The organism is Staphylococcus sp. AtHG25 (genome assembly GCF_003217445.1).
GTDB classification, from domain to species: domain Bacteria; phylum Bacillota; class Bacilli; order Staphylococcales; family Staphylococcaceae; genus Staphylococcus; species Staphylococcus haemolyticus.
In genome coordinates, this window is record NZ_QJSN01000022.1 from 1 (window position 1) to 25296 (window position 25296).

The following is a 25296-nucleotide window of genomic DNA, read 5'->3' on the forward strand; positions in this document are numbered from 1 at the left end:
GATCAGGCACCTTCAACGAAGGTAGCAATGGCTAAAGTAATTAAAGCTTTTAAACTTAAACCTGACTGTCATTGTACATCGAAATATCTGAATAACCTCATTGAGCAAGATCACCGTCATATTAAAGTAAGAAAGACAAGGTATCAAAGTATCAATACAGCAAAGAATACTTTAAAAGGTATTGAATGTATTTACGCTCTATATAAAAAGAACCGCAGGTCTCTTCAGATCTACGGATTTTCGCCATACCACGAAATTAGCATCATGCTAGCAAGTTAAGCGAACACTGACATGATAAATTAGTGGTTAGCTATATTTTTTTACTTTGCAACAGAACCAAACAAAGTAATTGAACAAGCATTTAAAATTCAAAATCGCAGTAGCAAAGGCAATAAGAAACGTTCTCGAACGCTTATTTCTCTTGTGCAAAACGTAGTGAGCTACATTGTTTGGTTCATTGTGATTACTACTATCTTAAGTAAATTTGGAATTAGTGTTGAAGGTATCATCGCTAGTGCCGGTGTCGTCGGTTTAGCGGTTGGTTTCGGTGCTCAAACGATTGTTAAAGATATCATAACTGGTTTCTTTATTATATTTGAAAATCAATTTGATGTTGGGGACTATGTTAAAATCAATAGCGGTGGTACAACAGTAGCAGAAGGAACAGTAAAATCTATTGGCTTAAGATCAACGCGAATTAACACAATCACTGGTGAATTAACGATTTTACCAAATGGTAGTATGGGAGAAATTACTAATTTCTCTATTACCAATGGTTTCTCTATAGTAGAAATTCCGGTATCTGTAGAAGAAAACTTAGACAAGGTAGAAAAGCGTCTAAATAAACTATTTACTGCAATGCGCAGTAAATATTACTTATTTATCACTGATCCAGTCGTAGAAGGTATTGATTCATTGGATGAAACTAAAGTAACGTTTAGAATATCTGCTGAAACCATTCCAGGTGAAGGTGCATCCGGCTCAAGAATATTACGTAAAGAAATTCAAAGAGTATTTGTTCAAGAAGGTATTAAATTACCACAACCAATTTATATTAAAAATAATAATCAACAAGGAAAATCTTAATTATTATTGAGGGGTAATTTCATGACGTCAAATTATGGAATAAATGATATAGTAGAGATGAAAAAGCAACATGCATGTGGAACTAATCGATTTAAAATTATTCGTATGGGTGCTGATATTCGCATCAAATGTGAGAATTGCCAACGAAGTATTATGATTCCACGTCAAACGTTCAATAAAAAATTAAAGAAAATATTAGTATCAAATCAAGATACTGAAGGTTAGGAGAATGATTAATGGCTTTAACAGCAGGAATCGTAGGATTACCGAACGTAGGTAAATCTACATTATTTAATGCAATAACTAAAGCGGGAGCGTTAGCCGCTAACTATCCATTCGCAACAATTGATCCAAACGTAGGTATCGTAGAGGTGCCAGATTCACGTTTAAATAAATTAACAGAAATGGTTGAACCTAAAAAAACTATTCCTACAACTTTTGAGTTTACTGATATTGCAGGTATTGTAAAAGGTGCTTCTAAAGGTGAAGGATTAGGAAACAAATTCCTTTCACATATTCGTGAAGTAGATGCAATTTGCCAAGTTGTACGTGCATTTGATGATGAAAATGTAACGCACGTATCAGGACGCGTAAATCCTTTAGATGATATTGAAGTTATTAATATGGAATTAGTATTAGCAGACTTAGAATCTGTTGAGAAACGTTTGCCTCGAATTGAAAAAATGGCGCGTCAAAAAGATAAAACTGCTGAAATGGAAATGAGAATTCTGTCTAGAATCAAAGAAGCACTTGAAAATGGTGATCCTGTACGTAGCTTAGACTTCAATGAAGAAGATCAAAGATACGTTAACCAAGCACAATTACTAACGTCTAAGAAAATGTTATATATTGCCAATGTTGGAGAAGACGAGATTGGTGATGAAGATAACGATAAAGTAAAAGCAATTCGAGAATATGCAACGAAAGAAGATTCTGAAGTTATCGTTATTAGTGCAAAAATCGAAGAAGAAATCGCTACATTAGATGACGAAGATAGAGAAATGTTCTTAGAAGATTTAGGCATTGAGGAACCAGGACTAGACGTACTTATCAGAACAACATATGATTTATTGGGTTTATCAACATACTTTACTGCAGGTGTACAAGAAGTGCGTGCTTGGACATTCAGACAAGGTATGACAGCACCACAATGTGCAGGTATTATTCACACTGACTTTGAACGTGGATTTATCCGTGCCGAAGTGACAAGTTATGATGACTATGTTGAGCATGGTGGCGAACAAGGTGCTAAAGAAGCGGGTAAACAACGTTTAGAAGGTAAAGAATACATTATGCAAGATGGCGATATCGTACACTTTAGATTTAACGTTTAATAATCACATCTAATTATTTATAGCGATATGCATAGTAAAAATTAAATATTTGATAAAAAAATAAAAAGCAATGTAAGTTTCGCTTGGCTTGAGTGACAGGAGACTTACATTGCTTTTTTATATTGTTTATTTCATTATATCTTAAAAGAACGGTATAACTTTACTTGCTTCAATAATATCTTTGGTGCTAAAAAACTGTTTACCTTCTCCAGTGTAAGCAGGTTCTAGAATCATATTGGCTTTCGCACAATATAACCATTCTGGATTGATACCGCAATTTAAGACTTCTTGAAATTCTTGAAAATCTTTATTCCAATCTAAATCTAATTGCATGTTTTACACCTCGACTATATTATAGAACAAGTGTTCGTAAAAATAAAGTGCTATGTATAAATTTTTTAACTAGTAAACCAATCAGCAGTAACATTCGCATCTAAGTAATTCGCATCAACGTTTTGGTTTAGCTCAGGGGCATAGTAACTATCTGTGTATTGCCATAAAACTTTCTCTCTATTAGGTTCTTGCGTTTGATAAGCTGCTAACCAATAACCATCATAGGAACTTACAGCATTCGGAACGTTGTTGGTCATAAAGTTCTCATAAGAATAAAATAATACTTTTTTATTCCCTGCAAGTTGTTTCATTTCATCAGCCCAAGCTTTTGTAGCAGTGTCAGCATCACCAGAAGTGATTGAATTTTGTTCAAAATCATTTACATAGAATGAAGCTTTAGGTGCACGACTATAAAGCGTTTGAGCTTCATTTCGAGCATCATCAGCATTTTTATACAGGCTATATGAATAGACGCCGAATTTCATATTATTTTTATCTAATAAAGTTGAATTATTCTCCAAACATTGATCAACATATTCTGAACCATATTGACCTCTGATAATGATGAAATCATAATCATGCTTTAGTTGTTTAACTTGTGCATCCGTTAAGTTTCCTTGCCATTCTGAAATATCTAACACACGATCACCATTTTGTGTTGTGATTGCTTTAGATTTTGTTGAAAAGGTTGAACGGTTACTAGTAGCGTTGTTTTGTTCATTGGGATGATTTTTTAGATATTTTTGATATCCATACCCCATCGTTCCTTTTTGGCTACCTTCAGTTTGTTCAGAAGCGTTTGCATTTATCGCACCTATAGAAGTTGCCATAATAGTTAAACATGCAATAGATGATGTTGTTTTCTTGAACATTGGAGCGCTCCTTTAGATATTTTATTTTTTTAAAATAATATTAATATGCAAAATACAGTTGTGATGTTAGTACAAAAACTAATGATTCGCAACTTTATAATTGACACGATACATATGTAGAAAAATAAGGTTATGAACAATGTAAATTAGCGGGACAGATGCTGAATAAAATATATTGTAAAAAGTAATACTCTGTGCTATAATTCTTGATTGTGAGTAATGAAAATTATTCCTTGCTTATCGTTAATATTCGATAGGCCGCATAGACCACAAGGAGGTGCAAGTATAAAATGAGAACATATGAAATTATGTATGTCGTACGTCCAAACATTGAAGAAGATGCTAAAAAAGCAGTTGTTGAACGCTTCAACGGTATCTTAGCTTCAGAAGGATCAGAAGTTTTAGAAGAAAAAGACTGGGGTAAACGCCGTCTTGCTTATGAAATTGAAGATTTCAAAGAAGGTTTCTATAATATCGTACGCATTAAAACTGATAACAACAGAGCTACAGACGAATTCCAACGTTTAGCTAAAATCAGTGACGATATCATCCGTTATATCGTTATCCGTGAAGACCAAGATAAGTAATAAATTAATGGGGGCGTTTTAATGATAAACAGAGTTGTATTAGTAGGTCGTTTAACTAAAGATCCAGAATACAGAACCACTCCCTCAGGCGTAAGTGTAGCGACATTTACTCTAGCAGTTAATCGTACTTTCACGAATGCTCAAGGGGAACGCGAAGCTGACTTCATCAATGTTGTTGTATTTAGAAGACAAGCAGAGAATGTGAATAATTATTTATTCAAAGGTAGTCTAGCTGGCGTTGATGGTCGCATACAATCACGCAGTTATGAAAATCAAGAAGGTCGTCGTATCTTTGTTACTGAAGTTGTAGCAGATAGTGTTCAATTCCTTGAACCTAAAAATGCTCAAGGTGGCCAACGTAATCAAAGTAATAACAATGATTTCCAAGACTACGGTCAAGGATTTGGTGGTCAACAATCAGGACAAAATACGTCTTACAATAATAATAATTCATCAAATAATAAACAATCTGATAATCCATTTGCAAACGCAAACGGACCGATTGATATTAGTGATGATGACTTACCATTCTAATAACAAAATGAACGTATAAAAAAATATTCCAAAGGAGGTAATTAACCATGGCAGGTGGACCAAGAAGAGGCGGACGTCGTCGTAAAAAAGTATGCTATTTCACAGCAAATGGTATTACACACATTGACTATAAAGACACTGAATTATTAAAACGTTTTATCTCAGAACGCGGTAAAATTTTACCACGTCGTGTAACTGGTACTTCAGCTAAATATCAACGTATGTTGACTACAGCTATCAAACGTGCTCGTCATATGGCTTTATTACCATATGTTAAAGACGAAAACTAATATATAGGTATTAGTTAAACCCCGTAGGCTTAAGGCTTATGGGGTTATTTTTTTGTGCTTTGAATTTTAGGAAAAGGATAGAAAAGGGATATAATAATAATTTTACATAAAGCACTTAGTAGTACTACACAAAAAATCCCCACCAATACTAAATTGATAATTTAGCTTGAAGGGGATTTAATATTATAAATACTAATATTTTATTGTCATTAAATCATTATTTTAAATGATCAACGGCATACTGTGCTTCTTCTTCAGTGAATTTGAAACCATCTTTAGAAGACAACATATCCTTAATATCTGATTTAGAAGTATCGCCATTCTTAGATAAAGATTTGGCTCTTTCTAGTGCATTCTCTTTGTAGTCTACTTTTACATTATCGGCAGCATATTTTGCTTCATCTTCTGTGAAATCGTCGTATTCTACTAACTTATTATAAAGTTCACTTTTTGATTCGATAGAGTCTTGCATATATCGTTGGGCATTTTTTAATGCATTCTTTTTAAAATCCGTCTTCAAATGTTTCATTGCGTAATCTGCTTCATCTTTCGTAAATTGACGCCCATCTTTAGACGTAAGTTCGTCTTCAAGTTGCGATTTTGAAGAATAAGATTGGTCACTGATATGTTTTGCTGTTTCTAACGCATTTTCTTTATAGTCAATTTTTGCATGCTTCATTGCATAATCTACTTGTTCACTAGTAAATTGACCTGAATTTTCATCATTTTTAAGATAATCAGTTAGTTCTTTTTTCGAAAAATGTAAGTTATCACTACTTTCTTCTGCAGTTTTTAACGCATTTTCCTTATAATCTACATCTTTTAAATGATTAACGGCATATTTAGCTGTACTAGAATTAAATTTATCACCACTACTAGAAGTCAATTGGTTATAGATACCTTTTTTAGACATGTACATCGATTTAGCATAAGTTTCAGCACGTTGCAAAGCTTCTTCTTTATCATTCCCGCCAGCTTTACGAGAGTTACCTTTACCTTCTTGTTTGGATTCATGTGTTGCATTTTCACTATCACTTGATGAAATTGAGTCTGAGACTTTCATAAAAATCACACAAGCTGCTAGTACTAATATAATTAAAATAACTAGACAGCCACAACCGGCGCCGCATCCAATAAGCCAATATTTCCCTTTATTAGAACTATTGGAATCATCGTTTTGAGTACTTTCATTATTACTCACATTTTCATTTTTATCTTGATTATGTATATTGTTTTCTTGTGATTGTTCTTGGGATGAATTGGTATTATTTGGTGGCTCTTCATTAAATGCCATTAAAATATCCTCCTTGTAGTTGGTTAACACTAATTACAATCATACATAAATTAAAATTTACATACAATAGCTATAAAATTTATTTTGTGACATTAATTTAAATTCAAGTCATTATATCGCAATTAATTTTATTTAAAAAGAAAATTATGATAAAAAAGCCTGTCATACACTAAATATATAGTATGACAGGCATTTAATAGAAATTATAAACGAATATCGATATCGTCAATTTGCTGTTGATATTCTTTGTATTTACTTTCGACTAACATTTGATAAGGTGTGTCAAAGAAGTCTGCGAGAATCATTGCATCTTTAAACTTAGGTTCATGTTGATGATTTTCCCATTCCCATAATTGATGGGGTTCATAATGTGTACCATATTTTTTATTAATTAATTCTGTTAATTCGTTAATTTCAAGATTTCGTTTAGTTCTTAAATTAAAAAGTGTATGTGAACTCATGAAACATAACCTCCTAAAAAAGTTTGAATTTAAATTGTTTTTACTTACTTTCCAATTCATTAAGTATAAGTAAATAATTTGAGTCTTTTATATACAACCTAAGTTATTTAACTATACTAGTCTTGTTCACAATAATTATCAAGTCTTTTAGCTGATAAATATTAATTATGTTATCTTTATTTCAAGAAATATAAATGTAGGGGAAATTTATAATGAAACTATTTGATTCGCATTTTCATATCATTGATTATGATTTTCCGGTGAAGGAAAATAACGGCTATATGCCTCCATCATTTAAGGTTAATGACTATTTAAATCATACTCAGCAATTAAATGTTGTTGGTGGCGCAATTGTATCAGGGTCATTTCAAGGATTTGACCAAGATTATTTAATATCAGCTTTAAATCAACTTCAGGGTCAATTTGTTGGGATAACGCAGCTACCTGCATCTACATCTGATGATGAAATTCTTCGATTAAATGATGAAGGAGTTAGAGGTATTCGATTTAATGTTAAACGTGGTGGGTCTGAAGATATAGCGCTTATTAAGACGTTTGCACAAAGAGTCTATGATTTAGTTGGCTGGCATTCTGAAATATATATTGAATCCAAACAATTAAAAGACTATAAAGAAATTATAAGTTCGTTACCTAAAGTATCAATCGATCATCTTGGCTTGACCGTAGAGGGTTTTGAAGATTTAAAAGCATTAGTCAAACAAGGTGTTTATGTTAAAGCAACAGGATTTGGACGTATAGAAGTTGAGCCTATTGCAGCCATTAAGGAACTGATTGACATTAATCCTGATGCCATTATGTTTGGTACAGATTTACCTTCCACGCGAGCAAAGCGTCCTTTTAGTGAACGAGATATTGAGTTAATTCAAAAGCATTTTGATGAAGAGACACAAGAGAAGATCTTTTATAAAAATGCATTAAAATTTTACAGAATTTCAGAATGAAAATCGAATTTGTAGTAGTGGAAAACGAATATATAAATTATCCATAATTTTTATAATGAGATTTGATATAAGTTTAAATAAAAATATAATAAAATTATATACTAATGTTTATTCATGTTGATGCGTGGTATATATAAGAAGTATATAAAAATAGAAGATGTGAGGAGAGTTCTGAATATGGGCTTTATTGTTATGTTAATAGTCGGAGGATTAATCGGCTGGGTTGCCGGTATGATCATGGGTAAAGATATCCCAGGTGGTATCATCGGTAACATCATCGCTGGTTTAATCGGTTCAGCTGTAGGTAGTAAATTGTTAGGTACTTGGGGACCTGTATGGGGTGGCGTACCAATCATTCCAGCACTAATCGGTGCAATTATTGTTATTTTCGTTGTTTCTTTAATTTTAAAAGCACTTAGAAAATAATAGCAATATTAAGAGAGCTACTTTAATAGTAGCTCTCTTTTTTAGTTTAATGAAATTTTAATTAATTAAAGCCTGATGGTTTTGAATATCTTCAAAATCATAGTTCTTTATAATCTCGCATCCTAAGGGATGTCTACCATTATCAACGTGCTTATTAACTTCTTCTAATACTTCCAGAATTTCATACTCAGGCGTTTCAATTTTAAATGAATACCTAAATATATGTCCGTGATCCGATTTAACAGTTGCCATGAGTTCGTCGTTTACCATTTTATAACATAGTAATTCCATTATTGATTCCCCTCCAATAAGTGTGATTACTTAGTTATAATGTAGCATGTAAAAATGCATGATGACAGTAATTTTACTTAAATGTTAATGATTATCATTTCACTTATCTTTTTGAGGGGGTTATAGTTTAAAAGTAGCTAAAATTGGGCATAAAAAGAGGGTGACGTCGGGTTAAGGCGTCACCCAGGAGTATTATGTTCATGAATATAAAAGACTTTGTAGTTATTATTTAACTACACCCTAATACTACCATGTTACCTACCATAATGACAATAAAAAGTGCTTAAAATATAAAAAAATTCCGTTTAGTACTAATATTTGTAAAAAGTTATATTTAAGTTATTTATTAAACTTAAAATGATTGTGTTGCTTATTAACATTTAGACTACGCGTAGACTTACATATTTATATAAGTTATGGCATAATGTTTATAATATTTTATTCAAGAGGGTGTATATATGGATGGAATAATAACGTTTATTACTATTACGCTACTTATTATCATTGTGCCTGGTCCAGACTTTTTGATTGTCATGAAAAACACAATCCATTCGGGCAAACTAAATGGTTCTATGGCAGCTTTAGGTATTACCTCTGCTCATATCATTTATTCATCGTTAGCTGTATTGGGAATTATATATATTCTTACAAGTTTATATTACGTATTTTTGATTATAAAAATTCTAGGTGCCTGTTATCTGATTTATCTAGGCGTACAAAGTATTCGTTCAGCTCGTCAGTCGATGAACTTTAATACGGGTGGTATTAAAGTCAATGATGTGAGTTGTTTTACCTCATATCGACAAGGCTTTCTAAGCACAATTTTGAACCCTAAAGCGTTACTTTATTATGTGAGTGTTTTACCGCAATTTTTGTCAACTGGCGGAATTGAAGTGAAATCACAAGTAGCCATTTTATCTTTAGCAGTCATTATGATTATCTTAATTTGGTTTTTATTCTGTGTATTTGTATTTCAATATATTAAATTATTATTCAGTCAGCCTAAAGTAAAAGCTATATTTGATTATACTGTAGGTTTTATTTTAATAGGATTATCAATTAATTTATTATTAAGCAAGAGTAGTTAAATTTCAGTAAAGGATTGTAGTATATGAAATTATATTTAGTGAGACATGGAGAATCACAATCAAATTATGATAATAAACATAATCGAGCTTATTTCTGTGGCCAATTAGATGTGCCATTAACCAAGAAAGGTATTGAAGGAGCAAAAAATTTGGAAAGCTACTTTAAAGACAAACATATTGATCATGTTTATATATCTGATTTAACTCGAACACAGGAAACCTATCGTTATATCTTTCCTTATGACATACCTTCTACTATCACTTCATTGCTTCGAGAACGTTCTTTAGGAGTATTTGAAGATGAGTATAAAGATAAGTTAATGCAAGATGCACAATATCATCGTTACTTTAACGATCCTGAATATAAAGATTTTCGTCATAGTTTCACTCAAAAAGCGCCTATGGGTGAAAGTTATAGAGATGTATATAATAGAGTTCATCAATTCTTTGGACAAATGAATATGAGTGACGATGAAACAATTGTAATCGTAGCACATCAAGTAGTTATTCGTTGTATATTTGCATATTTCAATGTAATTGGTGAAGAAGAAGCATTAGATTACAATGTCGAAAATTGTAAACCATACTTTTTAGAAGTATAAAATGTATAATAACAATTAATTAACACGCAAAAATCCAAACCGCATATTTTAACGGTTTGGATTTTTATGTGCCTAGAAAAGTATGTCAGTCACAACATTTTATTTATCTAAAACGTCAGATTTAATATTTTTATCGTCTAGGAATTTTTGAATTTTATCTTGTTGTTTACCATTTACATCACCTGCATAATGTGTAGGCACATCGACAACGTTAATTGTATTTTGTGGTTCATAATTAAGCTGCTCAATGCTCTTATCTACATCTGCGATTGTGCTATTTAAGGCGTGGAAATAATTAATAATACGCTCCGTGTTTTCCTTATACCCAGAAGGTAAGGTATTGTTTTTAACGAATTTTTTGAAATGTAAATCATTTTTAACAGCTAAGTTTGATAATTTGCTCAGCTTTTTAGCTTGTTTATCAGTGACTCTTGTTTGTCCTGTGCTTTGTCGGTCAATTTGACTTTGCATCACGTATTTATTATCTAAAATATCTCTATTAACATCTAAATATTTTTTAATGGCTTTATTCATTTCATCTTCGCTAAGTTTTTGGTTCTCTTTATTTGAAGTGAAAATATCACTTTCTGTTAAATTTTTAGCGTGTTTTGGTGCATTAACGCCATTACTATGATGGTCTGTTGTATCATTATCATCCTCAGGTGCACAAGCATTTAATGTTAGTAATAATGATAAAAAGAGACCTATTAATATATTCTTCTTCATAGGTTTATAAATCTCCTTTATTAGTAACGCAACTATAATTTTACATAATAATAGATTATCATTTATCGAAAAATAATTGAATGTTAAGTACTTAAATTCATAGCCATCTATGAACAATTTGTGGCATTTATCTAGTTACATAGTTTGTAAATCGGCTAAAAGATTATCTAGGATTTTATGGGTCATAGGTAACTTTTTTAATTTTCTCTTATTAATTAGTATAAGTGATTCACTATTTTTAAAAAAATACTAATATAAATTCTTTCAGATTGGCTCATCTCATTGTAAAGTTGTGTTAATGTTTCGGATTGTGAAGCGAATTGAAGTAGCGTATAGACTTTACTGTAATGAGATGATGGATTTACAAGTAGCTTCAAATTACTCAATTGTTCTTCTGAAATTAGGGAAAGAGATTCGTGACATACAGTGACCTCCAACTGTACAAACATAGATTAGCAAAGATAAAGTGAAAGTTACAAAAAAACAGAGACGCTTGTAAAAAACGTCTCTGCTTTAAATGAAGATATTTGATAGGTTAAGTGTTTAATATGGATAAATGTGAAGTAAATAAACTTCTAACATATCCTAAAAAGATTATTAATTTCTAATGATATAATCAAATGCATTTAATGCCGCATTGGCACCTGCACCCATAGAAATAATAATTTGTTTATTTTTCTGATCGGTAACGTCACCAGCAGCAAATATACCTGGAACGTTTGTGTTGTTATTACGGTCAATAACAACTTCGCCACGGTTATTTAGTTCTACTGCATCACCAATCCAACTTGTATTTGGAACTAGTCCGATTTGAACGAAGATACCATCTAAACTTAATTCTTTCATTTCGCCAGAATTTAAATCTTCGTAACTAATACCAGTTACATGATCTTCACCTAATACTTCAGCAGTTCGTGCATTAGTGTGGATATCTACGTTTGATAGTGAACGTAAACGATCTTGTAATACAGTGTCTGCTTTAAGTTCTGATGAATATTCAAATAAAGTAACATGTTTAACAATTCCTGCTAAGTCGATAGCAGCTTCAACACCAGAGTTTCCTCCGCCGATAACTGCAACGTCTTTGTTTTCAAATAAAGGGCCATCACAGTGAGGGCAGAAAGCAACACCTTTATTGATTAAACGATCTTCACCAGGAATGTTAAGTTTACGCCAGCTTGCACCTGTTGAAATAATAGCGGTTTTAGTTTCTAAAACTGCATTATTTTCAAGTGTGACACGAATAGCTTGGTCTGTCTTCTCGATATTAGTAGCACGGATGCCTGTCATTGTATCAATATCATATTCTTCAATATGAGCAGCTAAATTAGCTGAGAATTGAGAACCTGTTGTTTCTTTTACAGTGATAAAGTTCTCGATGCCAGCAGTATCATTAACTTGACCACCAATACGGTCAGCAATAATACCTGTACGTAGTCCTTTACGAGCCGTATAAATTGCGGCACTACCACTAGCTGGACCACCACCGATGATTAAAACATCATATGGATCTTTACCTTCAAATTCAGAAGCATCTTGCGTACTGCCTAATTTAGTTAAGATATCTGAAATAGTCATACGTCCATTGCCAAATTCTTCACCATCTAAGAATACAGCTGGGACAGCCATGATATCTTCTGATTCTTCACGGAATACAGAACCATCAATCATTGTATGAGTGATATTAGGGTTAACAACACTCATTAGATTTAATGCTTGAACAACGTCAGGACATTTTTGACATGTCAAACTAACGTAGGTTTCAAAGTTGTATTTACCTTCTAAACCTTTAATTTGATCAATAATTGATTGTTTCTCTTTAGGTGCACGACCACTTACTTGTAAAATTGCTAATACAAGAGAATTAAATTCATGACCTAATGGAATTCCGGCAAACGTTACGCCAGCTTCTTCATCAGGTTTGCTGACTGAGAAGCTTGGTGTACGTTTTAATTCTTTTTCTACGATTGTTATATGTTCAGACATTTCAGCGATTTCATCTAAAAGTTCTTTAAGTTCTTTAGATTTGTCGTCAGAACCGATACTAGCTCTGAATTCTACATCGCCTTCCATTAGTCCTAAAAGTTGTTGCAATTGTTGTTTTAAATCAGCATTAAGCATTCTTTAATGCCTCCTTAAATTTTACCTACTAAGTCTAATCCTGGTTGTAATGATTCAGAACCTTCTTCCCATTTAGCTGGGCATACTTCACCTGGATGTTGACGTACATATTGAGCGGCTTTGATTTTATTTACTAATGTGCTTGCGTCACGGCCAATACCATCTGCATTAATTTCAGCTGCTTGAACAACGCCGTCTGGATCAATGATGAAAGTACCACGTTGAGCTAAACCAGCTTCTTCATCTAATACATCAAAATTACGAGTGATTGTTTGAGAAGGGTCACCAATCATTTGATATTGGATTTTACTGATTGCATCTGAATGATCATGCCAAGCTTTGTGTACGAAATGAGTATCAGTTGATACTGAGAATACATTTACACCTAAGTCTTGTAATTTATCATATTGGTTTTGTAAATCTTCTAATTCAGTTGGGCATACGAATGAGAAGTCAGCTGGGTAGAAACATACTACGCTCCAAGAACCTTTTAAATCATCTTGGCTTACTTCTTTGAATTCGTCTTTTTTAGGATCATAAGCTTGCGCTGTGAATGGTAGAATTTCTTTATTGATTAATGACATAACTTAAATTCCTCCTGATTATCATGAATATTAATTAGAACTACATAATAATTATTGCTTGTTTATAATAATTCTAATTTCTTAAATATTATTATTACATGCTATTTCTTATTCGTCAACTTAATGCACTTATAACTATTGAAATGTTGATTTAACATTGTTCAAATAGGTTTTTTGAATCATATGTTGAGAAAGTAAATATGTGTTTAAGTTTTAGTGTTTATTTTGAAAATGTTATTTTAAAAGTGCTTATGAATATCAATTAACTTTTTCCATTCTCAACTAAACACATGTTTTTGATAATAAATAATATGAATAATTAAAAAGACGGAATAGAAATCAACATTAATGATGAAGATTTCATATCCCGTTCAACAATGGCTAATGTATGGGTTAGTTCTTTATAACTTAAATAGTCAGTTAATCAATAACTTTAACTGTGACAGATCCTACTCTATCATAGTTAGCAGTATAAGTACCTTCTTCTAAATTTAAAGGAGAAATGAAGGTTCCAGATGAAATAAATTGTCCTCTTTTTAATGATTTACCATGAGAATGTAATTTTTTGTTTAACCATTTTACTGATTCAATTGGGTTGCCAAGCACTTCACTAGAGTGACCTGTTTCAATTTGGTTATCATCCTTGAATAACTTTAAATTAATATCAGCAAATGCCTCGTAATCAAGAGGTGTGATACGTTCACCAACCACAATAAGTCCAGTAGCTGTATTATCAGAAATTAAATCACCTAAAGTGAAATTTGGGAACCAATCTTTATAACGTGCATCGGGAATTTCGATGCCTGGTGCGACTTTTACGCTTTCTAATATCGTTTGTGTATCAGCATCTTCAGGTAAATCCGCAGTTAATTCGAAAATAATTTCAGGCTCTAATAGTGGTGCAAATAACGTTGTAAGAGACACACCATGACCGTTTTCTACGACTTGATGAGATAAAATAGTACCGTATGCTGGTTCATTAGTGTTAGCAATTGCTTGAGTTGCAGCACTCGTCATACTAACTTTATAACCTTTAATAGGTACATTCTTCTCGGCTTGAATTTGATGGATAAGATCGTCTTGTGTTTTGTAAGCTTCTGGTTCAGTTAGATTATATGTTTTGCTTACAAATTCGATAGGTTCTTTTGAAATGTATGCTTGAAATAAGGCGTTTGATACTTCTTTGTTTGCTTGGCTCATGATATCTCTCCTAAAATATCTGAAAATTGTTACTATTATGATAACTATAAAACTATTATCATGCAAATGTTTTACGGAAGATAGTTAAACCTTTATAAAAGCAAAATGAAATATAAATTGTTACGATGTAATAAATAGACTTGAAGGAGTAGATACCATGTCAGACTATGTTTACGATTTGATGAAAAAACACCACTCAGTGAGACAATTTAAAGATAAAGCACTAAGTGATGAAACAGTTCAAAAGTTAGTAGAAGCAGGGCAAAGCGCATCAACGTCAAGTTACTTACAAACATACTCAATTATAGGTGTAGATGATCCTGAAATTAAAAAACAATTGAAAGAAGTTTCAGGACAGCCATATGTTGTCGATAATGGCTATTTATTTGTATTTGTTTTAGATTATTATCGTCATAATTTAATAAATGAAAATGTAGACTTTGATATGCAAACGTCTTTTGAATCGGCAGAAGGATTATTGGTAGGAGCTATTGATGTGGCATTAGTTTCTGAAAATGTTGCTTTAGCTGCTGAGGATATGGGTTATGGTATTGTTTACTTAGGTTCACTACGAAATGATGTTGCGCGTGTCAAAGAAATTTTAGATTTACCTGAGTATGCTTTTCCATTATTTGGAATGGCTGTTGGCGAGCCAGCAGATGATGAAAATGGTGCACCTAAACCACGTTTACCGTTTGAGCATGTATTCCATAAAAACGTTTATAATAGCAATGCTAAAGAACAAAGAGAAGCTATTCAGAAATATGATGAGAAAATCAGTGAGTATTATAAAGAACGTACGAATGGAAAGCGTCAAGAAACATGGTCACAACAAGTTGCTGGGTTCTTAAGTGGTAAAACACGTTTAGATATGTTGGAAGAGCTAAATAAATCTGGATTAATGAAAAAATAAGCTATTAATAAAAAAGCGTAGCTAATGGTTACAATTGTTCGAAATAAACATTGTAATGTTTTAGCTACGCTTTTTTTAAATATTAATTTGTTGATAAATCTCCATAGTCATTTGAATTGAATTTATCTTTATCCATATTACCTGTAAGTTTTGCAGTTCCAGTACCTGCTAATATTGAATCATTAACGTTAAGAGCAGTACGTCCCATATCGATAATTGGTTCTATTGAAATAAGTACCCCTGCAAGTGCAACTGGTAGATTTAAAGTTGATAATACTAAGATAGATGCGAAAGTTGCACCACCGCCGACACCAGCTACACCAAATGAACTGATTATAACAACGCCAATTAATGTAAGAATAAATGGTAAATCAATATCTACATTTGCAACTGGTGCTACCATAATGGCTAACATAGCAGGATAAATACCCGCACAACCATTTTGACCTATTGATAAACCGAATGATGCTGAGAAATTAGCGATACCATCTGGTACACCTAATCGTTGTGTTTGAGTTTGAATGTTTAAAGGTAATGCGCCAGCGCTTGAGCGAGAAGTAAATGCAAATATAAGCACTTCTAAAGTTTTCTTAACGTAACGCACTGGATTGATTCCCATTACTGCTAATAATATTAAATGGATAATGTACATTGTGATTAATGCTGCATAAGATGCAATCATAAATTTACCTAATGTCCATATCGCTTGAAAATCACTCGTAGCGATTGTAGATGCCATAATCGCGATGATACCATATGGTGTTAGTCTTAAAACGAATGTAACGATAGACATTACTAATGCGTATATAGCATCGATACCGCGTTTTAACAAACTGCCACTTTCTGGTTGTTTGCGAGCAACACGTAAATATGCAAATCCTACAAAGATTGCAAAGATAACCACTGCAATTGTAGAAGTTGTTCTCTGACCAGTGAAATCTAAGAATGGATTGCTAGGTAATAATTCAAGAATTTGCTGTGGTAACGTATTAGCAGTCAGATCTTTAGCTTGGCTACTAATTTCGCTTCCTCTTGAGTTTTCTGCACTACCTAAATCAATGCTTGAGGCATCAAGTCCAAATACAATGGCATAAAAAATTCCTACTATAGCAGCAATAGCTACAGTACCAATTAAAAACATAAAAATATAAGTACCAATTTTAGCGAATTTATCACCAATTTGTATTTTACTGAATGCTGACACAATTGAAATGAATATAAGTGGCATTACAATCATTTGTAACAAAGCCACATAGCCGTCTCCCACAATACTAAACCAGTCAGCAGTTGTTTCAAGTACTTTGGAGTTTGCTCCATAAATAAGATGTAACGCTATACCAAACACAATTCCCAACCCTAATGCGGTAAATACTCTTTTAGGGAATGAGACGTGCTTTTTAGCCATTATGAATAACCCAATTAAAAACAATATCATAACGACAATATTAATAACTGTAAAAAAAGTCCCCATAATTAGTCTCCTTTGAATATTCTAATTCCGACATACTTAATAAGGATAATACTATTTATTTTATATTTCAATAGCTTGAAATAAAAAGTATAAATTATAAGTTTTTGAAAACACACAATAGTTAATTGAATTAAAATAATTTAAAGATTTAAATCGTTAATCATATTAATTATAGAAACGAAAAAAGGTGAGACAATGAATTCAAAATGAATTCTGTCTCACCTTTGTATAAAGAGTTAGTATTGCGACAAATAGGTCCTGTTACCAATCATTAAATAATTGAAATCTTTATAAATTAAATAATCTCGCAAAGAAACCTTTATTCTCATCATTAGGTCTATTAAGAGAAGATTGTGTTTTAATATCTTCTTTTAATGTATCGATAGATTGTTGATTATTATCATTAATTTCTTTAACTAAACTATTTTTAGTGTATTCAGATTGCTCTTTTTGAGCTGTTTGGATGGCTTCTTGTGAATTTTGAATAGCCAATAATGATTGATTGTGAGTATCTAATTTTTCAGTGATTTGATTTTGAAGTTCTTTTAATTCCGTTTGTTGTTGGTGAACTTGGCTAATCATTTGACCGAGCATTTGACGTTCTTCGCGCATTTTTTGAATTTCTGTGCGTAATTCTTCTACCAATTGTGTAGCACCTTGATCAGCAGGTAGTTGTTCATTATCTTCTTTGACAATCACTTGTAAGAAGTCTTTTTCTTTTTCAAGCTCTTCAAAAGCTAAATCATAACTATTCGTTTGTTTTACTTTTTCAGCGATATCTTGGAAAAGTTCGATATCTTCTTCTTTAAAGTCAGTAGCTTCACGGCCACGATATTCTGTCTTACTAAGTTGATAGCCACGTTCTTCTAAGTGTTGGACTATCTTACGGACTTGTTTTTCACTTAGTTCGACACGCTGAGCGAATTCTTTGGTTAACATAGCTGAAAGTCCTTTCGTTCTTTGATTTATGTACACTGACGTTTGTCTTCTGTCAGTGAAACGTCAGTCTAACCTCAAATATTAGTTTAACCCTTTATATCGCTCATTTCAAGTGTTCCTAATGGGGTAGGCGTAAATTCATTTTGACTAATAAAGGATAAATAATATCTCGAGAAATGCCGTTAGCAAACACGTATTTTAAAATGTAATTTGATTTAACACTTGCTGAATAGATATCTTTTGTTATTTCTATATTTGATTTAATGAATAAGTCTACTTTAAAAGGCGAGTCAATTTTTGAATAGTTAGGATGTATATATTCAATTTCACTTTGTCGTTCAAAGCCGTTTGATAATAATAATTGTTGGCGTTGACTTAAAGCTTGTTGATTGATGTCTTTTAATGGATGATTCGTCTTAGGAACTTCCACCATTACAAAATTAATATCACGAGAATGAACTTTATTAGAAAGTTGATTTAATTGATGTTCTATTTCTTGAAGTGTATTAATTAGGACATCTTCATAATCTGGTGTATCATTGGCGATTAAATGTATTAAAAATGCCGAATTTGTTGTTGCTTCATAATGTGCCGTTGCTAAACTAATAATCTCATCATCTTGTATGCCCACAAGAAATGCGTAATCATTTTCGGTCTTATTATTTTTTAAGGATCTTTCAATAATATAGCTATCTTCATAGAAATTCACATCTAATTGTTGATTATAAAAAGTGATTGCCTTGTCATAATATTCATCTTTTATTGATTGAATTACGTGAAAATTCATTATGTCACCCCCACGATAGTTTGTTTAAGTATAGCATATTTAAACATTTTGACGTCATTGTTAAAAAGATATTGAGATTGAAAAAAACCGTAAAATGAACTTAAAACTACGTTCATTTCACGGTCTCAAAGTTTAAAATGAATATTGATTATGATTTAGGACCTTTAGATTCGTTTGCATAATGTGTAATATCAATTTCTTCATAAGCTGAGTTATTTTCCTCAACTTCGTCGTGTGAAGAGTTATCTTTGTTGGCAATTACTAAAAATTTACCATCTAAAATATCTTTTTTGTATTTTTCTGTTTGCTCTTCAGATAATTCATAACGAGCTAAAACGGTTTCTTCGCCACCCTCACCAGTTAATAATTTAGACATACGGTCACTAAAAGAACCACTTGTAGCAATTAAAGTAACTTGAGAATCATGTAAATCATCTAAATGTAATTTACTTTTACTTACAACGACTAATTCATTTTCTGAGTATCCTTCAGCTTTTTTCTTATCAATAACATTATAAATCTCATCTTGCTTGTCTAATACGGTAAAATCTGCCATATTAATCGCCCTCCATCTTTTCGTCCTACTTTTAATAAAAATATACCCTTAAGAATATTTATAAAACTCAACTATAGTTATTATATAATTAATTAAGAATGGTTTACAAATAGTGATGAACAATATTTAGTTAAACGCTTACACTTGAAAATATTATTATGAAAGGGCTTGTAACAATTTCTATCATATTGAAAATAAAGCAAAAGTTTGCTATTATCGTTAAATAATTTATATTACTCATATAATCTAAAGAATATGGCTTTAGAAGTTTCTACCATGTTGCCACAAACGACATGACTATGAGTTCAGACTCAATACATAAAAGAGCAAGTTTTATTTAAATAGCTATCTAGAATACTATATAAAAGTTGTTTAGCTTTGGAGGTTGTATATTCACCCACTTCATCCTATGAGGTAAAACAAATTTAAAATTATAAAGTGTTTGAAGAAGAATACATTTAAATATACGGCTTCTTGAAATTTCAAAATACTATGTATTGCCTGTACGCTCATGGATCCTGAAACTTTTTCGCAAAGTTTGAGGCTTTTTTTGTATACAAATTTAGGAGGTTTTGACGTGGAATCGCTTAGACAGAAAGTCAAAGAAGATGGCGTAGTAATTGACGAAAAAATATTGAAAGTGGATGGTTTTTTAAATCATCAAATCGATGCAAAATTGATGCATGAAGTAGGCAAAACATTTTATGAGCAATTTAAAGATAAAGGTGTCACAAAGATCTTGACAATCGAGGCTTCAGGCATTGCTCCAGCTATTATGGCATCTTTACATTTTGATGTTCCTTGTTTATTTGCTAAAAAGGCTAAACCAAGTACGTTGAAAGATGGCTTTTATAGTACCGATATTCATTCTTTTACAAAGAATAAAACAAGTACGGTTATTGTTTCGGAAGAATTTCTAAATGAGAATGATACGGTTTTAATTATTGATGATTTCTTAGCCAACGGTGATGCTTCACTTGGGTTATATGATATTGCGCAACAAGCTAAAGCTAAAACGGTTGGTATTGGTATTGTTGTTGAAAAGAGTTTCCAAGATGGTAGACAAAGATTAGAAGAGGCAGGTTTACACGTTTCTTCATTATGTAAAGTGGCTTCATTAAAAGGAAACCAAGTGACACTACTAGGTGAAAATGAATGAAGACGTTCATTTTAAGTTTACAACACTTATTAGCAATGTATGCCGGAGCGATATTAGTACCAATTATTGTTGGTACCAGTCTTAAATTTACGCCGGAACAAATTGCGTATTTAGTCACAGTGGATGTTTTTATGTGTGGTGTAGCAACATTTTTACAAGCTAACAAAGTTACAGGTACAGGATTACCCATTGTACTAGGATGTACATTTACTGCGGTAGCACCTATGATTTTAATCGGTCAAACGAAGGGCTTGGATGTGCTATATGGTTCATTGTTTGTATCAGGTATTTTAGTTGTTATTATTGCACCATTCTTCTCTTATTTAGTTAAATTCTTTCCACCTGTCGTAACTGGAAGTGTGGTTACAATTATAGGAATTAATTTAATGCCAGTAGCAATGAATTATTTAGCTGGTGGAGAAGGTGCTAAAGACTATGGAAATCCTAAAAATTTAATTTTAGGAGGCGCTACATTAGTCATTATTCTTATTTTACAAAGATTTACGAAGGGGTTCTTAAAATCCATTGCGATTTTAATCGGACTAGTTGCAGGTACAATATTGGCAAATGTGCTTGGCTTAGTAGATGTTAAGCAAGTGGGAGAAGCCCATTGGTTAGGAATACCTCAACCATTTCGTTTTTCTGGTTTTGGTTTTGATTTAGGTGCGATACTTGTATTTACAATTGTAGCCATCGTAAGTTTAATAGAATCGACAGGTGTATATCATGCACTAAATGAAATTACTGGTAAAAAGTTGGAAAGAAAAGATTTTCGTAAAGGTTACACTGCGGAAGGTCTTGCTATTGTATTAGGATCAATTTTTAACTCATTTCCTTATACGGCATACTCTCAAAATGTTGGACTAGTATCTTTATCAGGTGCTAAGAAAAACAATGTCATTTACGGCATGGTTATTTTACTTTTAATATGTGGTTGTATTCCTAAATTAGGTGCATTAGCTAATATCATCCCATTACCTGTATTAGGCGGTGCAATGATTGCAATGTTTGGTATGGTTATGGCTTATGGTGTTAGCATTTTAGGACATATTGATTTTAAAAATCAAAATAATTTACTAATTATTGCAGTATCCGTAGGTTTAGGTACAGGCATTAGTGCAGTACCTCAAGCATTTAAAGCGTTAGGTGAGCAATTTGCTTGGCTAACTCAAAATGGCATTGTACTAGGTGCTATTTCAGCAATTATTCTTAATTTCTTTTTTAATGGTCTAAAGTATAAACAAAGCGAAGAAAATGTGAAATAATAGAAATAACTATTTAAAAAATGGAGGCTGTATTATCAATGTGGGAAAATAAGTTTGCTAAAGAATCTTTAACGTTTGACGATGTTTTATTAATTCCAGCTGCATCAGATGTGTTACCTAGTGATGCGGATCTTAGTGTTGAATTATCAGAACGAATTAAATTAAATATTCCAGTTATATCAGCTGGTATGGATACAGTAACTGAGTCTAAAATGGCAATCGCAATGGCACGTCAAGGTGGTCTAGGTGTCATTCATAAGAATATGGGCATCGAAGAGCAAGCTGAAGAAGTGCAAAAAGTTAAACGCTCAGAAAACGGTGTAATTACAAACCCATTCTACTTAACGCCAGACGAAAGTGTGTATGAAGCAGAAGCTTTAATGGGTAAATATCGTATTTCAGGTGTACCAATTGTTAGTGATAAAGAATCAAGAGAGCTAGTAGGTATTCTAACTAATCGTGATTTACGTTTTATTGAAGACTTTTCAATCAAAATTTCTGACGTTATGACTAAAGAAAACTTAATTACAGCTCCTGTAGGTACTACATTAGATGAAGCCGAAACAATTCTTCAAGAACACAAAATTGAAAAACTACCTTTAGTTGAAAATGGTCGTTTAGAAGGTTTAATTACAATTAAAGATATTGAAAAGGTGCTTGAATTCCCTCATGCAGCGAAAGATGCACATGGACGTTTACTAGCTGCTGCAGCTATCGGTACATCTAAAGATACAGAAATTCGTGCTCAAAAATTAGTCGAAGCTGGCGTAGATGCATTAATTATCGATACAGCACATGGTCACTCTAGTGGCGTTATTCAAGAAGTTAAAAAAATGAAAGAAAAATATCCAGAGATTACAATCGTAGCTGGTAACGTAGCCACTGCTGAAGCTACACGTGCATTGTTTGAAGCTGGTGCTGACGTCGTTAAAGTTGGTATTGGACCAGGATCAATTTGTACAACACGTGTCGTAGCTGGTGTAGGTGTGCCTCAAATTACTGCGATTTATGATTGTGCTACTGAAGCTCGTAAATTTGGTAAAGCAATCATAGCGGATGGTGGTATTAAATTCTCTGGTGACATTATTAAAGCATTAGCTGCTGGTGGACATGCAGTAATGTTAGGAAGCTTATTAGCTGGTACTGAAGAAAGCCCAGGCGCAACTGAAGTATTCCAAGGCAGACAATATAAAGTTTACCGTGGTATGGGTTCTTTAGGCGCTATGGAAAAAGGGTCAAACGACCGTTACTTCCAAGAAGACAAAACGCCTAGAAAATTTGTTCCTGAAGGTATTGAAGGACGTACTGCATATAAAGGTCCTTTACAAGATACAATTTATCAACTTATGGGTGGCGTAAGAGCTGGTATGGGTTATACAGGTTCATCTGATTTGAAAACACTACGTGATGAAGCACAATTCACACGTATGGGCCCTGCTGGTTTAGCAGAAAGCCATCCACATAACGTACAAATTACAAAAGAATCACCAAACTATTCATTTTAATTTAAATCAAGTGTGATGAAGTCAATTTGTTAGAAAGAATGGGGAGCACTTTTCATTTTAAATGTGATTGTCATAGAGGTTGTTCACTTTTAAGAAAAATCTAAAAGCAATGCATTGTGGGAAGTGTCTCTCTATTATTTACATAAAATTCAATTAAAAGGAGATTCACAATTATGGAAATGGCTCAAGAGCAAGAGTTGATTCTTGTCTTAGACTTTGGTAGTCAGTACAATCAATTGATTACGCGTCGTATTCGTGAAATGGGCGTATACAGTGAATTACATGATCACGAAATTTCGGTTGATGAAATTAAACGTATGAATCCTAAAGGTATTATTCTTTCAGGTGGTCCGAATTCAGTATATGAGGAAGGTTCATTCACTATCGACCCTGAAATTTATAATTTAGGCATTCCTGTACTAGGTATTTGTTATGGTATGCAGTTGACGACTAAACTTTTAGGTGGAAAAGTTGAGCGCGCTAATGAACGTGAGTATGGTAAAGCAATTATTAATGCAAAATCAGATGAGTTATTCTTTGGGTTACCAGCTGAACAAACTGTATGGATGAGTCATTCTGATAAAGTAATTGAAATTCCAGACGGATTTGAAGTGATTGCGGATAGTCCAAGTACAAGTTATGCAGCAATTGAAGACAAAGAACGCCGAATTTACGGTGTTCAATTCCACCCTGAAGTACGTCATACAGAATACGGTAATGATTTATTAAGAAACTTCGTACGCCGTGTGTGTGAATGCACAGGCGAATGGACAATGGAAAACTTTATCGATATCGAAGTTGAAAAAATCCGTAAACGCGTTGGAGATCGCAAAGTATTATGTGCGATGAGCGGGGGCGTAGACTCATCAGTTGTAGCTGTCTTATTACATAAAGCGATTGGCGATCAATTGACATGTATCTTTGTTGACCATGGTTTACTTCGTAAAGGCGAAGGTGACATGGTTATGGAACAATTTGGTGAAGGTTTCGATATGAATATTATTCGTGTGAACGCACAGGAACGTTTCATGGATAAATTAAAAGGTGTATCTGATCCAGAACAAAAACGTAAAATTATTGGTAATGAATTTGTATATGTGTTTGATGATGAAGCGGCAAAATTAACTGACGTTGATTTCTTAGCACAAGGTACGCTTTACACTGATGTCATCGAATCAGGTACTAAAACTGCACAAACTATCAAATCTCACCATAACGTAGGTGGATTACCTGAAGATATGGAATTTGAACTTATTGAGCCGATTAACACGTTATTTAAAGATGAAGTGCGTGCATTAGGTATAGAATTAGGCATTCCTGAACATTTAGTGTGGAGACAGCCTTTCCCAGGTCCAGGTTTAGGAATCCGTGTATTAGGTGAAATTACTGAAGATAAATTAGAAATCGTACGAGAATCAGATGCGATTTTACGTGAAGTTGTGCGTGAGGAAGGTCTTGAGAGAGACATTTGGCAATATTTCACAGTACTTCCTGGCATTCAATCTGTAGGTGTTATGGGAGACTATCGTACGTATGATCATACTGTAGGTATTCGTGCAGTTACATCTATTGACGGTATGACAAGTGACTTCGCCCGCATTGATTGGGAAGTCCTACAAAAAATCTCAAGTCGTATCGTAAACGAAGTAGACCACGTTAACCGCGTAGTCTATGACATCACTTCTAAGCCACCAAGCACTATAGAGTGGGAATAATAACATAAAATGAAGAAACCTCTTAGGCATAGGCTTAAGAGGTTGTTTTTTATGATTTTTAAATTAAAAAGGGCGGAAAAAGGGCATATTAAATTAATTTGGCTCTACGTCAAATCGGACTGATGAGTCCAAATATTGAGATTAAGCAACCTTAGGTTGTTTAATCTCTTTTTTTGTTGTTGAGGCAAATAGTCG

At 32.9% G+C, this 25296-nt stretch carries 26 protein-coding genes, 3 pseudogenes and 1 riboswitch; of the genes and pseudogenes, 16 read left to right on the top strand and 13 right to left on the bottom strand.

Translation table 11 applies throughout. The features are described 5' to 3' along the window. The 4 genes and pseudogenes from BDW31_RS11295 to ychF all read left to right on the top strand — a co-directional run. A pseudogene (locus BDW31_RS11295) lies at positions 1 to 279 on the top strand (IS6-like element IS257 family transposase); the annotation flags it as partial. Positions 280 to 339: 60 nt separating this feature from the next. Further along, positions 340 to 1086: pseudogene (locus tag BDW31_RS11300) on the top strand (mechanosensitive ion channel family protein); the annotation flags it as partial. 21 nt (positions 1087 to 1107) lie between these two features. Then, on the top strand, positions 1108 to 1311 hold the full coding sequence (locus BDW31_RS11305; RefSeq protein WP_011276871.1) for a DUF951 domain-containing protein: 204 nt from the start codon (positions 1108 to 1110) through the stop codon (positions 1309 to 1311). 11 nt (positions 1312 to 1322) lie between these two features. After that, positions 1323 to 2420, top strand: coding sequence for a redox-regulated ATPase YchF (gene ychF, locus BDW31_RS11310; RefSeq protein WP_053019363.1), 1098 nt, complete (start codon positions 1323 to 1325; stop codon positions 2418 to 2420). Between the two features lie 141 nt (positions 2421 to 2561). Here the strand turns inward: ychF and BDW31_RS11315 are convergent, their stop codons facing one another. After that, positions 2562 to 2753 (bottom strand): hypothetical protein, encoded by a 192-nt coding sequence (locus tag BDW31_RS11315; RefSeq protein ID WP_011276869.1) that lies wholly within the window; start codon positions 2751 to 2753, stop codon positions 2562 to 2564. A 65-nt stretch (positions 2754 to 2818) separates the two neighbouring features. Further along, positions 2819 to 3625, bottom strand: coding sequence for a glycoside hydrolase family 25 protein (locus BDW31_RS11320; RefSeq protein WP_053025255.1), 807 nt, complete (start codon positions 3623 to 3625; stop codon positions 2819 to 2821). 290 nt (positions 3626 to 3915) lie between these two features. On the opposite strand from BDW31_RS11320, the gene rpsF reads away from it, so the two are divergent. The 3 genes from rpsF to rpsR are packed head-to-tail and all read left to right on the top strand — an operon-like array spanning position 3916 to position 5036. Next, a complete protein-coding gene (gene rpsF, locus BDW31_RS11325) occupies positions 3916 to 4212 on the top strand; it encodes a 30S ribosomal protein S6 (protein WP_011276867.1) in 297 nt (98 codons plus the stop codon). A gap of 21 nt (positions 4213 to 4233) precedes the next feature. Further along, positions 4234 to 4746: a single-stranded DNA-binding protein gene (gene ssb / locus BDW31_RS11330; protein ID WP_011276866.1), complete on the top strand. Its 513-nt coding sequence runs from the start codon at positions 4234 to 4236 to the stop codon at positions 4744 to 4746. A 47-nt stretch (positions 4747 to 4793) separates the two neighbouring features. After that, positions 4794 to 5036 (top strand): 30S ribosomal protein S18, encoded by a 243-nt coding sequence (rpsR, locus tag BDW31_RS11335; protein ID WP_002447994.1) that lies wholly within the window; start codon positions 4794 to 4796, stop codon positions 5034 to 5036. Between the two features lie 217 nt (positions 5037 to 5253). Here the strand turns inward: rpsR and BDW31_RS11340 are convergent, their stop codons facing one another. Both BDW31_RS11340 and BDW31_RS11345 read right to left on the bottom strand, forming a co-directional pair. Beyond that, a complete protein-coding gene (locus BDW31_RS11340) occupies positions 5254 to 6330 on the bottom strand; it encodes an Ltp family lipoprotein (protein ID WP_053025256.1) in 1077 nt (358 codons plus the stop codon). Between the two features lie 203 nt (positions 6331 to 6533). Continuing rightward, positions 6534 to 6791 carry a hypothetical protein gene (locus BDW31_RS11345; RefSeq protein ID WP_011276864.1) on the bottom strand — a complete coding sequence of 86 codons (258 nt, stop codon included), beginning with the start codon at positions 6789 to 6791 and terminating at the stop codon, positions 6534 to 6536. Between the two features lie 212 nt (positions 6792 to 7003). Between BDW31_RS11345 and BDW31_RS11350 the strand changes: the two genes are divergently transcribed. Beyond that, positions 7004 to 7753: an amidohydrolase family protein gene (locus BDW31_RS11350; protein WP_053025257.1), complete on the top strand. Its 750-nt coding sequence runs from the start codon at positions 7004 to 7006 to the stop codon at positions 7751 to 7753. A gap of 177 nt (positions 7754 to 7930) precedes the next feature. Further along, the gene (locus BDW31_RS11355; protein ID WP_011276862.1) at positions 7931 to 8179 is read left to right on the top strand and encodes a GlsB/YeaQ/YmgE family stress response membrane protein; all 249 of its coding nucleotides are present in this window, start codon (positions 7931 to 7933) and stop codon (positions 8177 to 8179) included. A 57-nt stretch (positions 8180 to 8236) separates the two neighbouring features. Here BDW31_RS11355 and BDW31_RS11360 read toward each other — a convergent pair whose 3' ends face one another. Further along, positions 8237 to 8470 carry a hypothetical protein gene (locus tag BDW31_RS11360; RefSeq protein ID WP_053025258.1) on the bottom strand — a complete coding sequence of 78 codons (234 nt, stop codon included), beginning with the start codon at positions 8468 to 8470 and terminating at the stop codon, positions 8237 to 8239. A gap of 458 nt (positions 8471 to 8928) precedes the next feature. Between BDW31_RS11360 and BDW31_RS11365 the strand changes: the two genes are divergently transcribed. Together BDW31_RS11365 and BDW31_RS11370 are read left to right on the top strand one after the other, a co-directional pair. Then, positions 8929 to 9558 carry a LysE family translocator gene (locus tag BDW31_RS11365; RefSeq protein WP_053025259.1) on the top strand — a complete coding sequence of 210 codons (630 nt, stop codon included), beginning with the start codon at positions 8929 to 8931 and terminating at the stop codon, positions 9556 to 9558. A gap of 23 nt (positions 9559 to 9581) precedes the next feature. Continuing rightward, positions 9582 to 10160, top strand: a complete 579-nt coding sequence (locus tag BDW31_RS11370; RefSeq protein ID WP_053025260.1) for a histidine phosphatase family protein — start codon at positions 9582 to 9584, stop codon at positions 10158 to 10160. 99 nt (positions 10161 to 10259) lie between these two features. On the opposite strand, the gene BDW31_RS11375 is transcribed toward BDW31_RS11370, so the two are convergent. From BDW31_RS11375 to BDW31_RS11390, 4 genes are all read right to left on the bottom strand, one after another. Further along, positions 10260 to 10886, bottom strand: a complete 627-nt coding sequence (locus BDW31_RS11375; RefSeq protein ID WP_053025261.1) for an NDxxF motif lipoprotein — start codon at positions 10884 to 10886, stop codon at positions 10260 to 10262. 597 nt (positions 10887 to 11483) lie between these two features. Beyond that, entirely contained in the window at positions 11484 to 13007 is a 1524-nt protein-coding gene (gene ahpF / locus BDW31_RS11380) for an alkyl hydroperoxide reductase subunit F (RefSeq protein ID WP_016931188.1), read from the bottom strand. 14 nt (positions 13008 to 13021) lie between these two features. Beyond that, a complete protein-coding gene (gene ahpC, locus BDW31_RS11385) occupies positions 13022 to 13591 on the bottom strand; it encodes an alkyl hydroperoxide reductase subunit C (protein ID WP_037538531.1) in 570 nt (189 codons plus the stop codon). A gap of 420 nt (positions 13592 to 14011) precedes the next feature. Continuing rightward, a complete protein-coding gene (locus tag BDW31_RS11390; protein WP_053025262.1) occupies positions 14012 to 14791 on the bottom strand; it encodes a 2-keto-4-pentenoate hydratase in 780 nt (259 codons plus the stop codon). A gap of 157 nt (positions 14792 to 14948) precedes the next feature. Here BDW31_RS11390 and nfsA point away from each other — a divergent pair, with 157 nt between their 5' ends. Continuing rightward, on the top strand, positions 14949 to 15704 hold the full coding sequence (nfsA, locus tag BDW31_RS11395; RefSeq protein ID WP_037551777.1) for an oxygen-insensitive NADPH nitroreductase: 756 nt from the start codon (positions 14949 to 14951) through the stop codon (positions 15702 to 15704). Between the two features lie 82 nt (positions 15705 to 15786). On the opposite strand, the gene BDW31_RS11400 is transcribed toward nfsA, so the two are convergent. From BDW31_RS11400 to BDW31_RS11415, 4 genes and pseudogenes are all read right to left on the bottom strand, one after another. Beyond that, positions 15787 to 17175 carry an L-cystine transporter gene (locus BDW31_RS11400; protein ID WP_053025263.1) on the bottom strand — a complete coding sequence of 463 codons (1389 nt, stop codon included), beginning with the start codon at positions 17173 to 17175 and terminating at the stop codon, positions 15787 to 15789. Positions 17176 to 17615: 440 nt separating this feature from the next. After that, positions 17616 to 18114 (bottom strand): annotated as a pseudogene (locus BDW31_RS11405) (DNA-binding protein); the annotation flags it as partial. A 118-nt stretch (positions 18115 to 18232) separates the two neighbouring features. Continuing rightward, complete coding sequence (locus BDW31_RS11410; RefSeq protein WP_053025265.1) at positions 18233 to 18901, bottom strand: hypothetical protein; 669 nt, start codon at positions 18899 to 18901, stop codon at positions 18233 to 18235. A 148-nt stretch (positions 18902 to 19049) separates the two neighbouring features. After that, entirely contained in the window at positions 19050 to 19457 is a 408-nt protein-coding gene (locus BDW31_RS11415; RefSeq protein ID WP_053025266.1) for a general stress protein, read from the bottom strand. A 217-nt stretch (positions 19458 to 19674) separates the two neighbouring features. Then, positions 19675 to 19777: riboswitch (purine riboswitch) on the top strand. A gap of 257 nt (positions 19778 to 20034) precedes the next feature. On the opposite strand from BDW31_RS11415, the gene xpt reads away from it, so the two are divergent. The 4 genes from xpt (at position 20035) to guaA (ending at position 25101) form a co-directional block, all read left to right on the top strand. Further along, entirely contained in the window at positions 20035 to 20616 is a 582-nt protein-coding gene (gene xpt, locus BDW31_RS11420; protein ID WP_053025267.1) for a xanthine phosphoribosyltransferase, read from the top strand. Then, on the top strand, positions 20613 to 21881 hold the full coding sequence (gene pbuX, locus BDW31_RS11425) for a xanthine permease PbuX (RefSeq protein WP_053025268.1): 1269 nt from the start codon (positions 20613 to 20615) through the stop codon (positions 21879 to 21881). The genes xpt and pbuX overlap by 4 nt, the downstream gene beginning before the upstream one ends. Positions 21882 to 21919: 38 nt before the next feature. Further along, the gene (guaB, locus tag BDW31_RS11430) at positions 21920 to 23386 is read left to right on the top strand and encodes an IMP dehydrogenase (RefSeq protein ID WP_053025269.1); all 1467 of its coding nucleotides are present in this window, start codon (positions 21920 to 21922) and stop codon (positions 23384 to 23386) included. Positions 23387 to 23559: 173 nt separating this feature from the next. Continuing rightward, positions 23560 to 25101 (top strand): glutamine-hydrolyzing GMP synthase, encoded by a 1542-nt coding sequence (gene guaA / locus BDW31_RS11435; protein ID WP_053025270.1) that lies wholly within the window; start codon positions 23560 to 23562, stop codon positions 25099 to 25101. Positions 25102 to 25296: the final 195 nt, after the last annotated feature.